Raw genomic sequence first — 13528 nt, 5'->3', positions numbered from 1 at the left:
GATGGCCCCCGGTGATCTGGTCACCCTCCCCGGGCACGTACAAGTCGGCGAGCTGCTGCTCGGGCCCCGGACCGCCTACGGGTGGCAGTCCCTGACCGGGTGGGAGGACACGCCCGGATACGACTCGGGCACGGTCAACCGGTCCGACGCGCACGGCGCCTACCTCGGCCGGCTGCTCGCGCAGCCGCGCACGATCACTCTCGACGGCGTCGTGATCCGCACCGAGCCCGGTCACATGGGGGGCGCCGTGCGTGCTCTGTCCGCAGCGACCGCGCTACGGGACGACGAGCAGCCGCTCGTGATCCGCCTCGACGACTCCCCGCCGCTGCTGTCTTGGGTCCGGTGCATCCGCCGTGCCGTGCCGGTCGGCACGGGCGGGTACGCGGTCGGCGTCGTCACGGGGGCCGCGATGCAGTTCGAGGCCACCGACCCGCGCCGGTACGGCGTCGTCGAGCAGCAGGCCACCGCGCACCTTCCCGCGCCCGAGGCCGGTCTCGACTGGCACCTCGCCCCCGGGCCCGAACACCTCGCCTACCCGATGATGTTCGGCACCCCGGGCAGCACCGGGGCCCTGCTCGCGCTCAACACGGGCGACGCGCCGAGCCATCCGGTCGTGACGGTCCGGGGGCCGGTCTCCCTGCCGTCCGTGACCAACCTCGCGACCGGCGAGGCGATCGAGTACGACATCGACCTCGCCGCCGACGACGAGCTGCTCGTCGACACCCGCGAGGGCACGGTCACGCTCAACGGCACCGCCTCGCGTCTGTATACGGCCACCGCCCGCAGTGCTCCCGAGCAGCTATTCGCCCTCGCTCCGGGCGCGTCCTCGCTCGTCTTCCGAGCCGCGCCCGGCTCCACCGATCCCCGCGCCTCGGTCTCGCTCCGGTGGCGCTCCGCCTACTGGTAAGGAGGTACCCCGACGTGACCGTGCGCGCCGGATGGCTGCTGCCCAACGGCCAGACCAGAGAAGACACCCGACTCGTGCCGCTCGGCGCCATGGCGCCCGAGTCCGAGACCCTCACGCGCGACGGCGTGATCGCCGGCGGCGACCCGCTCGCCGCGACCGGCACGGGCGCCATGCAGGTACAGATCGGCGTCGGCCGCGCCGTGGTGCAGGGCACTGCCGCGCAGGGTGCGTATCCGGTGGCCGTGGCCTCCCCCGAGACGCTCACGATCGGCGACGGACACGCGCAGTACACCCGCATCGACTCGGTCATTCTCAAGATCCGCGACGGGTTGTACGACACGAGCGAGCAGACCGAGGTCACCGTCGAGGTGCTGCAAGGCGAGGCGACGGCGACGCCGACGGCGCCGACCCTGATCACGCCCGCGCTGCGGCTGTGGGATGTCACCGTTCCGGCGGGTACCTCGGCCGGTACCGGGGGCATCGCATGGCAGAGCGCGCTCGCCGACCGCCGCCGCTACACCTCGGCGTACGGGGGCATCATCCCGCGCGGGTGGGGCCTGTCCTTCCCCGGCGGGTACCCGGGCCAGTACCGCGACAACGGGACCGGCCTCGACCGGTGGGACGGCGCGGCGTGGCAGACCCTCGACCCCGTGATCGGGTGGACGACGCCGGCCCTCGCCTCGGGCTACACCAACGGGGGCAACTATCAGGGCACGATCAGGTACCGCCGGATCATGCTCGGCGGGATTCCCCACATGCAGTGGCGCGGCGGCGTGTCCTGGACGACGAAGGGGGTTCCGCCGAACAGCGGGAAGCCGCTCGCGTCCCCGCTCCCCTCGGCCCTGCGGCCCGCGCTGCACACCTCGGCGTCGATCGCCGCCGGCGGCGTCCCGATCAAGGTCGACTGTCAGACCGACGGAACTCTGCACTTCATCGGCAACTCGGACTTGACCACATGGGCGGCCCTGTCGGGCCTGATCTACCCGCTCGACGCATGAGGGGGTGCCGCACTGATCGCCCCCACGTACCGAGTCATCCTGTGTGACCTGCGCACCGATCAGGTGCTCGACGTCCTGCCGGTGACCGACGTCCAGTTCGACGACTACATCGGCAAGACGGGCTCGGCCTCGGCCACCGTCCCTCTGCCGAACCGAGCCGTCGCCGCCCGTGCGCGCGCCGCCATCGAACCCGGGCGTACGGCCCTGTGGATCGAGCGCGGCCCCGAAATCTGGTGGGGCGGCGTGTTGTGGACCGCGAACCTGACCAGCAACGAACGGGGGTTTCTCGGCCTACAGATACAGGCCGGCGGGTGGGCGTCGTACCTCGATCACCGCGCGATCCTGCACACGCAGGAGGCCGTACAGGTCGACCAGTACGACATCGTGCGGGGACTGCTCGACTACGCCGCGAGCCTGCCCGGCGGCGACATCGGGATCGAGTACGACGCCGAGCAGCTCTCGGGCGTCAAGCGTGACCGCACATACCGCCGCTATGACGTGCCGCGCATCCGCGAGGTAATCGACCAACTCGCCGCCGTCGAGCACGGGTTCGAGTGGAGGATCGCGAGCTTTCGCGATCCGGGCAGCGGCCGGCGCGTCAAGCGGCTGCAACTCGGTTCCCCGGTCATCCGGACCGGGGCGAGCGACGTCGTCCTCGACCACCCGGGCCCCGTCATGTCCTACGCGTGGCCCATCGACGCGACCGTGCGGGCGAACGCGTGGCAAGCCCGGGGCGCGTCCGACAACAAGAACCAGACCAAGGAATCTCTACCCCTGATGTCCGAGCTACTCGACGACGACGAGCAGCTCGGCATCGGATGGCCGCGGCTGGACGGAACCTCGGACTACTCCACCGTGACCGAGCAGGCCACCCTCGACGCGCACGCACGCGCCGACCTGGCCGCCGCGCTGCACCCGCAGACGATCCCCGAGGTAACCGTCGCGCTCGACCGCACGCCCCTGTCGCCCTCGCTGCTCGGCGCCACCATCCGTGTGCGCATCCGTGATCTGTGGTGGGCCGAGGGGCTCGACCGCCGGTACCGGGTGGTCGGCCTCGCGATCTCCCCGCCGCTGCGCGGCCGACCCGAAACAGCGAAACTCAGTCTGGAGGCCGCCTAGTGGCAGCGATCCCGCTCGACATCCTCGACCGCATCCGCGCGCTTGAGCGCGAGGTGCGCACCCTCACGGGCCGCGCGAACATCCGCCCCGCACTCGACGAGATCACCGCCGGCCCGGTCCGGATCGGCGAGGGCGGCTCACTGGAGGTGTCCGCCCCGGACGGCACCGGGATTTTCGGTGTCGGTGCTCTGTGGGATGGCGCCTACGGCGTCAAGATCCAGCGCAGCGACGGAAGCCTCGCGTTCAACGTGGGCGGCTCGGGCGAGGGCTCCAACATGATCCGGCAGTTCTCCCGCGAGGGCGACGTGATCCTGATGGATGACTACTACTGCCGCCGCTTCCTCGGCCGCCCCTGGATGCCCGTTCCCCTGTACCCGACCAAGCAGCAGGGCACCGAGGGAACCACTTTCCAGCCCGGATGGGTGGGAGGTGCCCCCGCTCACAACGCCGTCATGGAACTGCATATGTCCAGCATCGCCAGTGCCGGCGGGGGACAGGTGCGCGTGTCCATGATCCACCCCACCGACGGCACGATCGAGATGACCGCGTACGACGTCCCGGCCAACACATGGACGAGCAAAACCCACACGTGGCCACTGCACGGCGTCGGCCACCTCGACTACGTCGGGTGGATCATCGAGCACCGCGTCAAGGTCAGCGGCGCAGGTATCGAAACGCGCGTGTTCAGCAGTTTCACCCGGAACACGTTCACGGCCGACGAAGCGCCGGACCCGCCGGCGAGCGCCACCGCCGCGGCGACGGCGGATCTCGGCGTACCGCTGCTCTCCGAACCGCCCGCCCCCAAGACCGACCCCGGGGCGCCCGCACCGGGGATGCGCACCATCGACGACTAGGGAGGGCCCCGCACTGCTGCCCCCGTCCATACCCACTGTGACCGTGCGCGGTCGCTTCCTCGCCCCGAACGGCGTCCCGCTGTCCGGGGCGATCGTGTTCCGCGCGCCCGCACAACTCACCTTCCCGCAAGCCGACGTGATCCTCGGCGGCCCCGTGACCGTGCAGCTCGACGCGCAGGGCGCGGTCGAGGTCAACCTGCCGGCCACCGACGCGCCCGACATGGACCCGTCCGGATGGGCGTACGTCGTGACCGAGCAGCTCTCGGGTATCCCCGTGGGCCGCTCGTACAACATCGTGCTACCGGCCGCGTACCCCGACGTCGACCTCGCCGACATCGCCCCGACCGACCCCTCGAAACCGAACTACGTCGGCGTGCCCGGACCGCAGGGCCCCGACGGCACCCCGGGCAGCAGGATCTACAGCGGCACCGCCGCGCCCGACCCCGCCCTCGGCGTCGACGGCGACCTCTACGTGCGGTACGAGTCGGGCGAGTTCCTCGGCGTCACCTCGACGACCGTCTCGACGTGGCAGAAGACCGCCGGCACGTGGACGCAGCTCGGCGGCGACGTGCGCGGCGCCGCTTGGTACGTCAACAACGGCTCGACGTCGAGCGCCAGCACGCGACCGGGCGACATGCTGCTGCGCACCGATACCGGCGACATCTGGCAGCGCGGCCCGTCCGGGTGGGGCGCCTCGATCGGCAATCTCAAGGGCCCCCAGGGTGCCCCGGGCGCCAAGGGCGACCAGGGCGACACCGGCCCCGCCGGGGCGCCCGGTGCCCCGGGCGTCGTCCAGTCCGTCAACGGCAAGAGCGCCGCCGACATTGTGCTCGGCGCCGCCGACGTCGGCGCCCTCGCCACCACGGCCGCCGGCACCGCCGGGGGCGTCGCGCAGCTCGACGCGACCGGCAAGGTTCCGGCCGAGCAGCTTCCCGACACCTCGGGCGCCGGCGCGGTCGAGTCCGTCAACGGGCAGACCGGCATCGTCGTCCTGGCCGCGGCCGACGTCGGCGCCGCGGCGACCAGTCACACGCACACCGCCGCGCAAGTCGGCGCCATCGCGACCAGCGCGCGGGGCGCGGCGTCCGGCGTCGCCTCGCTCGACTCGTCCGGCCGACTCCCGGTCGAACAGCTCCCGTCCACCACCACGCGGAACGTATGGACGCCGAACGCGCTCGGGTTTCAGGCATGGTCGGGCGACCCCGCGCACGTCACAAACCCCACCACGACCAAGGCCGCCGTACTCAAGCGGATCTATCTGAGCGGCATCTACATTTCCGAGCCGACCCCGGTCAACGCCGTCGCGATCTTCGCGCGCGGGTGGGCGGGCAGCAGCGCGGTACCGGCCGCGCGGTTCTATGCCGGGATCTACAACGAGTCGGGGGCGCGGGTGGCGACCTCGGGGCAGGTGTCGAGCCTGCCCTCGGCCGGACAGATCACCGGCACCGCCCCGGGCGCCAAGAACAACCACATCGGCGCCGTGCCCGTGCCCCTGTCCGGCACGGTCACCCTGCAACCGGGCCGCTACTGGAGCGCGTTCCTGCTCTCCGCCGGCAGCGCGACCGACTTCTATTACATGCACATACAGAACGAGTCGCCGTCCGCACCGGCCAACTTCTTCTTGGGCAGCGCGTTTCAGCGCGCATGGTGCCTCGACGCGCAGACGTCGCTACCGAGCACCGTCAACCAGAGCTCGGGCGAGGTAGGACTCGATCCCGCGATCATGGCGCTCGCTCTCGTCTGACCAACCCACCGACCGCACGCCCCGGCACCCCGCCGAGGGCGTTTTTTCATGTCTGGAGACACCCACCATGGCAACCCCGTTCACGCCCGATCGGCTCGTCGCGATCCTGCGCGCCGAGGGCGTACGCGTCGTCGAGGTCGACTCGTGGCGCACCCACAACCGCAACCACAAGGGCTCGTTTGGGCCGATCAACGGTGTGATGATCCACCACACCGTGAGCGAGGGCACCGAGCACTCTGTGCGGCTCTGCTACGACGGATACGCCTCGCTCCCGGGGCCGCTGTGCCATGGCGTGATCGCGAAGGATGGCACGGTCTACCTGATCAGCGCGGGACGTGCGAACCACGCCGGGGGCGGCGACCCGGGCGTGCTCGCCGCAGTGGTCGCCGAGCGGTCGCTGCCGGCGACGCACCGACACGAGGGCTCGGCCGGCGCGGCCGACGGAAACGCGCACTTCTACGGGTTCGAGTGCGTCAACCTCGGCGACGGCCGCGACCCGTGGCCCGACGAGCAGCTCGACGCGATCGAGCGCGTCTCGGCCGCGATCTGCCGCGCCTACGGCTGGACCGGCGCGAGCGTCATCGGGCACAAGGAGTGGAGCGACTGGAAGTCGGACCCGCGCGGGTTCTCCATGACCACCATGCGCGAGCGCATCGACCGCCGCCTCGCCACCAAGCCCGAGCAGCCCAAGCCCAAGCCGCCGACGCAAAGGTTCGAGCCGTACCCGGGCGTCGCGTTCTTCAAGCGGCACCCGCACTCGCCGATCATCACCGCCATGGGCCGGCGGCTCGTCGCCGAGGGCTGCTCGGCCTACCGCCGAGGCCCGGGGCCGCAGTGGACCGAGGTCGACCGCCAGAGCTACGCACGGTGGCAGCGACACCTCGGCTACCGAGGCGACGACGCCGACGGGTGGCCCGGCCGCGCGTCCTGGGACGCGCTCAAGGTCCCCAAGGTCTGACCCGCCCCGCACCACACGGGCCGCCCGCACCACGGCGGGCGGCCCGTTCCCCCATCACGAACAGAGAGGTACACCCATGACCGACGCCTCGCGTCGCACCCTCCGCACCATCGTGCAGACCGCCCTCGCCCTGGCCGCAGGTCTGCCCCTGATCATCGACGCCGCCGGCATCCCGCAGACCGCCGCCGGCGTCGGCCTGGCCCTCGCCATCGCGGGTGCCATCACGCGCGTGATGGCACTCCCGGTCGTCGACAACCTGCTGCCGCAGTGGCTGCGCGCCGCCCCGCACCCCGACGACGAGCTGCTCGCCCTCGACCGCGACCACGGCGGGCGCCAGTGACCGACCCGACCCCGGGCGACGTCGCGCTCGAACTTGAGCGGCTGCGCGGCGTCGTCGAGGCAGGGTTCGCCCGCACCGACGGCTCGCTCGCCCTGCTCGTGCAGCGCAGCGACCAGACCGACAACCGCCTCGCCGACCACGAACAGCGACTCGACGCCCTCGAAAAGACCCGGTGGCCCCTCCCGAGCGTCCTCGCTCTGGTCGCCGTCATCGGCCTCGCTCTCACCCTGTGGCAGACCGCCACTCACTGAACGCTCACGCCCCCCGCACCCGGGTCTGTCCGGTTGCGGGGGGCGCCTTTGTCGTTGTGAGGGCAGGCGAATGGGCCCTCGACGGTGCACTCGTCGAGGGCCCACTGCTCGGGGTCACCGTGCGCGCGACCTATCCGGTCGCGGGCACGGGAGGTGCGCCCCTTCCACCGCCGCCCGCTCCCGCGTGGGAGACATGGGTTTTCGAGCGGGCGGCGTGGCGTGCGTGCCTCGCGCGGGCAGGCGCTCGGCCCTTGCTGGGTCCGACCACGACCCGCACGGGGATCGGGTCGCGCCAGCAGTAGCAGGTGTAGGTCTGTCCCTCGGTGTCGGGCGGCGGCGTCTCGGCGTGGAGGGGGCCGGGAATCGAGGCGTAGATCGCCACGAGTACGAGCACACCGAGGCTCGCGAAGATGATCACTAGGCCGAGCAAGGCTCGGTCGGCATAGGTGGTCACGCTGCACACCTCGCCGTCGAGTCGTCACTGAGCAGAAACCACACGGTCTTTGATGACTCGTCGGACACCGCCGACCACATGTCGGCGTAGGCGGATACGAGCCCGAGGCCGCGCCCGGTCGGCGAGAGCGAGCTCGGGTCTGCCCACGTGGGCCGTACCTGCGGTTTACGTCCCGGGGCGCCGTCGTGCACGCAGACGGTTACGCCCTCGGTCGAGAGTGACACCTCTACCGTCATCAGGGGCGAGGCAGTGTGCAGGTACGCGTTCGTGGCCACCTCGGACGTGCAGAGTTCGGCACGCTCGGCGAGGTGCCCGCGCCCGCCGAAACGCAGCAGGTCGGCGACCCAGTGCCGGGCGAGAGCGGGCGTGCTCGGCAATCGGGGCGCGGTGAACCTGTAGCTCGCGTTCTGCTCGGGCGGTTGTGCGGGAGGTGCTAAGGCTGCGGTCGTCATTTCGTCGTCTCCCAACGCTGTCTGAGCTCGCGCTCGCCATGCGTGGCTTGGCCGTCCCCGGGGCGCGCAAAAGCGTGCGCAACGGCTGCACTTCGGGCTTACTGGCGTGGCACGGTGCTGCCAGGACTGTAGGGGGCATACATGCCCCGGGGCAAGGGTGCCCCCCACTCCCGGTGACGAGAGGTGGACCCAAGGCACGGTTACGCGGCAGACTCAGGTCAACGACAGGGGAAGGAACCAATGCCACCGAGGGACAACCCGACCGCGCGGCAGCAACGACTCGGCGTCGAGCTGCGGAAGCTGCGCGAACGAGCGGGGAGAACGGCGCGTGAGGCTGCCGGCCTTCTGTCGACCGATCAGGCAAAGATGAGCCACATCGAGGCGGGCCGGATCGGGGTGAGCGTCGAACGCATTCGACGCTTGGCCACGTTCTACCAATGCGACAACGAACCCCTTATCGAGGCTCTTTGCGCAATAGCCCTCGAACACAGGGGGCAATATTGGTTCGACGATTTCCGGGGCAAGCTAGACCCCGCGTGGCTGAATATTGCAGAGCTGGAACACCACGCCGATTCAATGCGGTCGATGCAGAGCATCACGTTCCCCGGACCATTCCAGACGGAGAACTACGCCCGCGCGCTGTTCTCGGGCGTCACGCCGCGACTCCCCGGGGATGAGGTAGAGGCGCGCGTCGAGCACCGCTTGAAGCGCTTCACCATCTTCGAGCGAGAGGTTCCACCCCAGTACACAGCCATCATCCATGAGGCTGCGCTACGGATGAGGTTCGGTGGCCGTAAGGTTGTTCGCGAACAACTCGAATACCTCATCGAGATTTCCAAGCTTCCCACCGTGTCCATTCGCGTGATCCCCTTCACGAGCGAGGACTTTATCGAGGTGACGCAACCGGTCCTGTATGCAAGCGGCCCGGTACCCGAATTGGACACCGTGCAGATCGACAGTGCTTTCGGCGGGCGTTTCTTGGACGCCGAGGCCGAATTGAAGAAATATCGGACGCTGCTCGACATCGCCGAGCACGCTTCACTCGACCCCGAGGGGTCGAGGCAGCTAATCCACCACATCGCAAGGGAACTGTGAGAAAAGGGAATGAGCGCATCACCCATTAAGTGGCAGAAGTCGTCTTTCTCGGGGGGCGGCGGCGAGAACTGCGTCGAGCTCGCGGTCGCCGAGGGCGGCGTGATCAAGGTGCGCGAGAGTGACGATCCGAGCGTCGTCGTCACCACAAGCCGCGACAAGCTCGCCGCCTTCATCGCCGGCGTCAAGGCGGGCGAGTTCGACCACATGCTCAGCTAGCGCTCGGCGTCCGCGTAGCAACGGTGCCCCCCGTTCCATCTGGGACGGGGGGCACCGGCATATGCCAATCCCCAGCCGTGACAAGTATGCCCCGTTGCACACTTGCCGCTCTCTCTTCCGTGGCAGTACGGTCACTCTGCGACGCAGCGATGCCCCAATCGCAGCAACGCCGCACCCATACATGCCGAAAGCTCCCTATTCGCACGCCTGTTAGGGAGAACCCCCGAGGGTCCACCCTGGCCGGCGCACTTACGCCTCACTGCCGGACAGGGGCAACCATGTAACCGCGTCCGGAGGGTGAGGGAATGAGCGCGCCAGCCGGTGTGATCACCGTCAACGGGGCAAGGTTGTCCAGCCATCCCCAGCAGGCCGAGGCACTCGTCGAACACGGGTTTCTGTTCGAGGTGCTGCGGTACGACTCGCCGTACGCGTGCAGGGCCTCGCCACTCGATCAGCCGCGCGTGTTTCCGACGCCGCGTGCCGCCATACGCGCGTTGCGCGTTCAGGTGCGCACGGCTCACATGCTCGGGATGACGCCGCGCGAGGTCGAACGGGCGGTCGAGTGGGCCGAGTCGGGATGGCTGCACGCCCTCGCTCTGCTCAACTCGGGCACGCGCTGCGGGTTCACCGTGGTAGTGGGAAGTGGGGCGGTCGTCGAGTGGACGATTACCCCCGTGCGCTTCCTCGAACTGCGCACGCACGCCGTCATCGCGCCCCCTAACCCGCGCCCCCTCGACCGGAATTGAGCCCATGAGCACGAAGATCATCACTGAACACCCCGCATGGCAGACGACCGCCAAGGAGGAACGCGCCCGTCTCGTCGAGCACGGGGGCGCCGCATGGCTCGCCGTCTGGAACCACCGGAGCGAACACCTCGCCCTGTGGCCCGTTACTGGCGACCCCGCCGCCGAGCAGCCGCCCGTCGCCTACACATCACCGATCGAGCTACCCGCCGCCCCCGAGCAAGCCGCGCCACTGCTCGACGCGTTGGTACGCCTCGGCACGGTCGCTCGTCTCACCAACACGTCGTTGTGGGATGCGATCGTGACCGCCGTTCTCCGCCAGGTCGTGACTGCAAAGCAGGCCGCGCGCAAGCACCGGGCCTTCTACACCGCCTACGGGCGCACCTTCAACACGGTGGCCGGCGAGTTCGCGACCGTGCCCACTCCCGAGACCGTGCTCGGGATCGACGACGACGGATTCGCCGCCGTCGGGGCGAAGTTCAACCGCAACGCGCTGCGCGCCGCCGCCGAGGCGTACCTCGACCGGGGCGAGCACTGGGCCACTCTCGACCCCGAAAGCCTGATCAAAGAGCTCGTCGAGGTGCGCCGAATCGGGCCATGGACCGCAGCAGCCGCCGCGGCCGACTTCACCGGCGACTTTTCGATCTACCCGCACGGCGACCTCGCCGTGCGCACGTGGGCCCGCAAAGCGGCCCCCGCACTCGATTTCCCGAGCTCTGACAGTGAGTTCGAGGCCCTGTGGCGCCGATGGGCGCCCGCACGCACGCAACTGCACGCCCTGACCCTTTTCACTCTCACGTGGGGGAGCAATGACCTTAACGGCCACGGAGGACCGAGCAGCCTCTGACCTGATCGCCGGCGCCGACCCGAACCGGGTGCTCGACGCCTTGTTCGTGAATGCGCCGCTCCGCGACTACGCCCTGCGGCCCCGAACGAACGACTACACCCTGCCCGTGCTCGGGATGGCGTACATCGCCACCTACGCGCAGCAGGCCGGTTTCAACGTGGGTGTGCTGGACGCCGAGGCGCAGGGGCTCGGCGTCGACGAAACCGCGCACCTGATCAACGGCGTCCGGCCCCGTTGGGTGGGGATGAACCTGCTCGCCCCCACGTACGAGATGTCGGCCCGGATCGCCGCCGGGCTCGACCCCGGTATCTCGCTCATGGTCGGTGGGCACCACGCCCGCGCGATGCCCGCCCGCATCCTCGACGATCCGCGTATGGGCAACCTGCGCGCCCTGGTGATCGGCGAGGGCGAGCCACGAGTCGCCGCGCTACTGGCAGACGAGCGCCGCCGCGCCGAGTTGCCCGGGGTGATGTGGCGCGACCGGCTGCTCGGCACGCACGCCGCCGGCATCGCCCGCGACAGGGCCGCCGACTGGCTGAGCCCGGACATCGACGCGCTACCGCTCGTGAACCGCGCGTTCCTGCCGCAAGATCCGTACATCGCCGACGACGGCCGGACCGAGGCGAACATCGTCGGATCGCGCGGGTGCCCGTACGACTGCGGGTTCTGCGGTGCCGCTGTATCGGCGAACCCCGACGTCAAGATCCGCCCCCGGTCGCCCGAGGGCATCGTCGACGAGCTCGACCACCTGCACGAGACCTACGGCACCACCGCGTACCGGTTCGTCGACGATCTGTTCCTCGGTGCGAAGCGGGTGATCGTGCCGCAGATGGAAGCGTTCACCCGACACCGGATCGGCGACCGGTACGTGTGGGACGCCACCGGACGGATCAACGTGTTCGACCGCCTCGACGACGCCATGCTCGACACACTCAAGGCGAACGGACTACGCGAGGTCGCCCTCGGCATCGAGTCGGGCAGCGACCGCGTGCTCGCCGGCATGGACAAGCGGATTACCGCCAAGATGACCGAGCAGGTCGCCGCCCGGCTGCTCGCGCGCGGCATCGGCGTGAAGGGCTATTTCATCCTCGGGTACCCCGGGGAGCAGCAGGAAGACCTCGACGCCACGGTGCGCCACATCCACAACCTGTGGGCCATCGCCGACCGGTACGGAGCGGGCCGCTTTCGGGCGAGCGTGTTCGAGTTCCGGCCCTACCCCGGTACGCCGATCTGGAAGACGCTCACCGACGCCGGACACGAGCCCGACACACTGCTCGCGTACTCCGACGTCGACCTGACCGCCGACGGTGCCGACGAGTCGATGCGCGCCCGCGACGAGTTCAATTTTTCGGTCGGCGTCCAGTTCGGGACCGTCCCTCTCCCGAAGCTCCGCGCGACGCTCGCCGAGCTCACCCGCGAGCAGCACGACCGCAACCGTCTGGGGGTCGCCGCGTGACCGTCCACCCCGGCGTGTTCGTCACGGTCGACGGCCCGAGCGCGGTCGGGAAGTCGACCACGGTCGCCGAGCTCGGCCGCCTGCTCGTCGACCGCAGAAGACGTGTCCACACGACGACGGAGCCCTCGACGAGCGAGCTCGGCGAGTTCACCCGGGCCAAGGCGAACCACATTCACGGCCGCGCCCTCGCCTGTCTCGTCGCCGCGAACCGGTATGAGCACATCGAGGTCGAGCTCGATCCGCTGCTCAAGGCCGGCGAGACCGTGATCTGTGACCGCTACCTCGCGTCGAGTCTCGTTCTCCAGCAGCTCGACGGCGTACCCGAGCCGTTCGTGCTCGCCTTGAACCGGCACATCCTGCTGCCCGACCTGGCCGTGATCCTCACTGCGGACCCGGCAAGCATCGCGGCCCGTCTCGCTGAGCGCGGGAAGCGCCACCGCTTCCATGACGACCCCGACGGGCCCGCCCGCGAGGTCGCGCTCTACCGCGAGGCCGCACAGACTTTGATGACCCTCGGCGTCGAGGTGCTCGTGCTCGACTCGACCGACGCCACCCCTACGGATGTAGCGAAGCGAATCGCCGACGCGCTGCCCCCATCCGGGGGTAGCGTCGACAACCCCACCGACCCCGACGACCGCACGGTGAACTCATGAACGCAGCACTCGCAACCCCCGTGATCGACACGCACGTGATTCTGCGTGATGGCGACAAGGTGCTGTTGTCGCAGCGCGGGGGGCCGTACGGCTACGGCCGGTGGCACGCCCCCTCGGGCAAGCTCGACGCCGGCGAGCCGCTCACCTCGGGTGCCGCGCGCGAACTGCTCGAAGAGACCGGCGTCGAGGTCGACCCCGAGCACCTGCGGCTCGTGCACGTCGTGCACCACAAGCAGGACGCCGACACCGAGCGAATCGGTCTGTTCTTCCTGGCCACCACGTGGACGGGCGAGCCGGTGAACCGAGAGCCCGAAAAGTGCCTCGACCTGCGATGGTGGTCCGTGCACGAGCTGCCCGAGGACATCATCGAGTACCCCGCCGCCGGGCTGCTCGGCTATCTCAAGGACGCCGAGCCGCTCACCGAGCACGGTTGGTCGTAGA

General features: G+C 69.9%; 17 protein-coding genes. 15 read left to right on the top strand and 2 right to left on the bottom strand.

Features of this window, described 5'->3' with window-relative positions:
- Window position 1 precedes the first annotated feature (1 nt).
- The 8 genes from ACSLTV_RS06310 to ACSLTV_RS06275 all read left to right on the top strand — a co-directional run bounded on the left by ACSLTV_RS06310 (window position 2) and on the right by ACSLTV_RS06275 (window position 7171).
- Complete coding sequence (locus ACSLTV_RS06310) at window positions 2-907, top strand: phage distal tail protein (protein WP_435611775.1); 906 nt, start codon at window positions 2-4, stop codon at window positions 905-907.
- Between the two features lie 14 nt (window positions 908-921).
- Window positions 922-1905 carry a hypothetical protein gene (locus ACSLTV_RS06305; RefSeq protein WP_435611774.1) on the top strand — a complete coding sequence of 328 codons (984 nt, stop codon included), beginning with the start codon at window positions 922-924 and terminating at the stop codon, window positions 1903-1905.
- A gap of 63 nt (window positions 1906-1968) precedes the next feature.
- Window positions 1969-3024: a hypothetical protein gene (locus ACSLTV_RS06300; protein WP_435611773.1), complete on the top strand. Its 1056-nt coding sequence runs from the start codon at window positions 1969-1971 to the stop codon at window positions 3022-3024.
- Entirely contained in the window at window positions 3024-3878 is an 855-nt protein-coding gene (locus ACSLTV_RS06295) for a hypothetical protein (RefSeq protein WP_435611772.1), read from the top strand. Before ACSLTV_RS06300 ends, ACSLTV_RS06295 begins: the two co-directional genes overlap by 1 nt.
- Window positions 3879-3921: 43 nt before the next feature.
- Window positions 3922-5622 (top strand): hypothetical protein, encoded by a 1701-nt coding sequence (locus ACSLTV_RS06290; RefSeq protein ID WP_435611771.1) that lies wholly within the window; start codon window positions 3922-3924, stop codon window positions 5620-5622.
- Window positions 5623-5689: 67 nt separating this feature from the next.
- Entirely contained in the window at window positions 5690-6580 is an 891-nt protein-coding gene (locus tag ACSLTV_RS06285) for a peptidoglycan-binding protein (RefSeq protein WP_435611770.1), read from the top strand.
- A 76-nt stretch (window positions 6581-6656) separates the two neighbouring features.
- Complete coding sequence (locus ACSLTV_RS06280; RefSeq protein WP_435611769.1) at window positions 6657-6920, top strand: hypothetical protein; 264 nt, start codon at window positions 6657-6659, stop codon at window positions 6918-6920.
- Entirely contained in the window at window positions 6917-7171 is a 255-nt protein-coding gene (locus ACSLTV_RS06275) for a hypothetical protein (protein ID WP_388517410.1), read from the top strand. The genes ACSLTV_RS06280 and ACSLTV_RS06275 overlap by 4 nt, the downstream gene beginning before the upstream one ends.
- Before the next feature lie 130 nt (window positions 7172-7301).
- On the opposite strand, the gene ACSLTV_RS06270 is transcribed toward ACSLTV_RS06275, so the two are convergent.
- Together ACSLTV_RS06270 and ACSLTV_RS06265 are read right to left on the bottom strand one after the other, a co-directional pair.
- Window positions 7302-7625 carry a hypothetical protein gene (locus tag ACSLTV_RS06270; protein WP_435611768.1) on the bottom strand — a complete coding sequence of 108 codons (324 nt, stop codon included), beginning with the start codon at window positions 7623-7625 and terminating at the stop codon, window positions 7302-7304.
- Complete coding sequence (locus ACSLTV_RS06265; RefSeq protein WP_435611767.1) at window positions 7622-8077, bottom strand: ATP-binding protein; 456 nt, start codon at window positions 8075-8077, stop codon at window positions 7622-7624. Before ACSLTV_RS06265 ends, ACSLTV_RS06270 begins: the two co-directional genes overlap by 4 nt.
- A 240-nt stretch (window positions 8078-8317) precedes the next feature.
- Here ACSLTV_RS06265 and ACSLTV_RS06260 point away from each other — a divergent pair, with 240 nt between their 5' ends.
- The 7 genes from ACSLTV_RS06260 (at window position 8318) to ACSLTV_RS06230 (ending at window position 13527) form a co-directional block, all read left to right on the top strand.
- Entirely contained in the window at window positions 8318-9172 is an 855-nt protein-coding gene (locus ACSLTV_RS06260; RefSeq protein WP_435611766.1) for a helix-turn-helix domain-containing protein, read from the top strand.
- Between the two features lie 9 nt (window positions 9173-9181).
- Window positions 9182-9388 carry a DUF397 domain-containing protein gene (locus ACSLTV_RS06255; protein ID WP_435611765.1) on the top strand — a complete coding sequence of 69 codons (207 nt, stop codon included), beginning with the start codon at window positions 9182-9184 and terminating at the stop codon, window positions 9386-9388.
- A gap of 305 nt (window positions 9389-9693) precedes the next feature.
- A complete protein-coding gene (locus ACSLTV_RS06250; protein WP_435611764.1) occupies window positions 9694-10134 on the top strand; it encodes a hypothetical protein in 441 nt (146 codons plus the stop codon).
- 4 nt (window positions 10135-10138) lie between these two features.
- Window positions 10139-10978 (top strand): hypothetical protein, encoded by an 840-nt coding sequence (locus tag ACSLTV_RS06245; protein ID WP_435611763.1) that lies wholly within the window; start codon window positions 10139-10141, stop codon window positions 10976-10978.
- On the top strand, window positions 10941-12434 hold the full coding sequence (locus tag ACSLTV_RS06240) for a B12-binding domain-containing radical SAM protein (RefSeq protein WP_435611762.1): 1494 nt from the start codon (window positions 10941-10943) through the stop codon (window positions 12432-12434). Before ACSLTV_RS06245 ends, ACSLTV_RS06240 begins: the two co-directional genes overlap by 38 nt.
- Window positions 12431-13087: a dTMP kinase gene (gene tmk, locus ACSLTV_RS06235; RefSeq protein ID WP_435611761.1), complete on the top strand. Its 657-nt coding sequence runs from the start codon at window positions 12431-12433 to the stop codon at window positions 13085-13087. Before ACSLTV_RS06240 ends, tmk begins: the two co-directional genes overlap by 4 nt.
- The gene (locus tag ACSLTV_RS06230) at window positions 13084-13527 is read left to right on the top strand and encodes an NUDIX hydrolase (protein WP_173264604.1); all 444 of its coding nucleotides are present in this window, start codon (window positions 13084-13086) and stop codon (window positions 13525-13527) included. The genes tmk and ACSLTV_RS06230 overlap by 4 nt, the downstream gene beginning before the upstream one ends.
- Window position 13528 lies beyond the last annotated feature (1 nt).

This window comes from Streptomyces sp. bgisy159, assembly GCF_965341775.1.
In the GTDB taxonomy this organism is placed as follows: Bacteria; Actinomycetota; Actinomycetes; order Streptomycetales; family Streptomycetaceae; genus Streptomyces.
This window is presented reverse-complemented; position numbering and strand designations above follow the sequence as displayed.

What these genes read in the sequence shown, in the direction of transcription:
- ACSLTV_RS06310 (WP_435611775.1), top strand. Translation starts at nt 2, where the DNA reads ATGGCCCCCGGTGATCTGGTCACCCTCCCCGGGCACGTACAAGTCGGC.
- ACSLTV_RS06285 (WP_435611770.1), top strand. Translation starts at nt 5,690, where the DNA reads ATGGCAACCCCGTTCACGCCCGATCGGCTCGTCGCGATCCTGCGCGCC.
- ACSLTV_RS06280 (WP_435611769.1), top strand. Translation starts at nt 6,657, where the DNA reads ATGACCGACGCCTCGCGTCGCACCCTCCGCACCATCGTGCAGACCGCC.
- ACSLTV_RS06265 (WP_435611767.1), bottom strand. Translation starts at nt 8,077, where the DNA reads ATGACGACCGCAGCCTTAGCACCTCCCGCACAACCGCCCGAGCAGAAC.
- ACSLTV_RS06260 (WP_435611766.1), top strand. Translation starts at nt 8,318, where the DNA reads ATGCCACCGAGGGACAACCCGACCGCGCGGCAGCAACGACTCGGCGTC.
- ACSLTV_RS06255 (WP_435611765.1), top strand. Translation starts at nt 9,182, where the DNA reads ATGAGCGCATCACCCATTAAGTGGCAGAAGTCGTCTTTCTCGGGGGGC.
- ACSLTV_RS06250 (WP_435611764.1), top strand. Translation starts at nt 9,694, where the DNA reads ATGAGCGCGCCAGCCGGTGTGATCACCGTCAACGGGGCAAGGTTGTCC.
- ACSLTV_RS06245 (WP_435611763.1), top strand. Translation starts at nt 10,139, where the DNA reads ATGAGCACGAAGATCATCACTGAACACCCCGCATGGCAGACGACCGCC.
- ACSLTV_RS06240 (WP_435611762.1), top strand. Translation starts at nt 10,941, where the DNA reads ATGACCTTAACGGCCACGGAGGACCGAGCAGCCTCTGACCTGATCGCC.
- ACSLTV_RS06230 (WP_173264604.1), top strand. Translation starts at nt 13,084, where the DNA reads ATGAACGCAGCACTCGCAACCCCCGTGATCGACACGCACGTGATTCTG.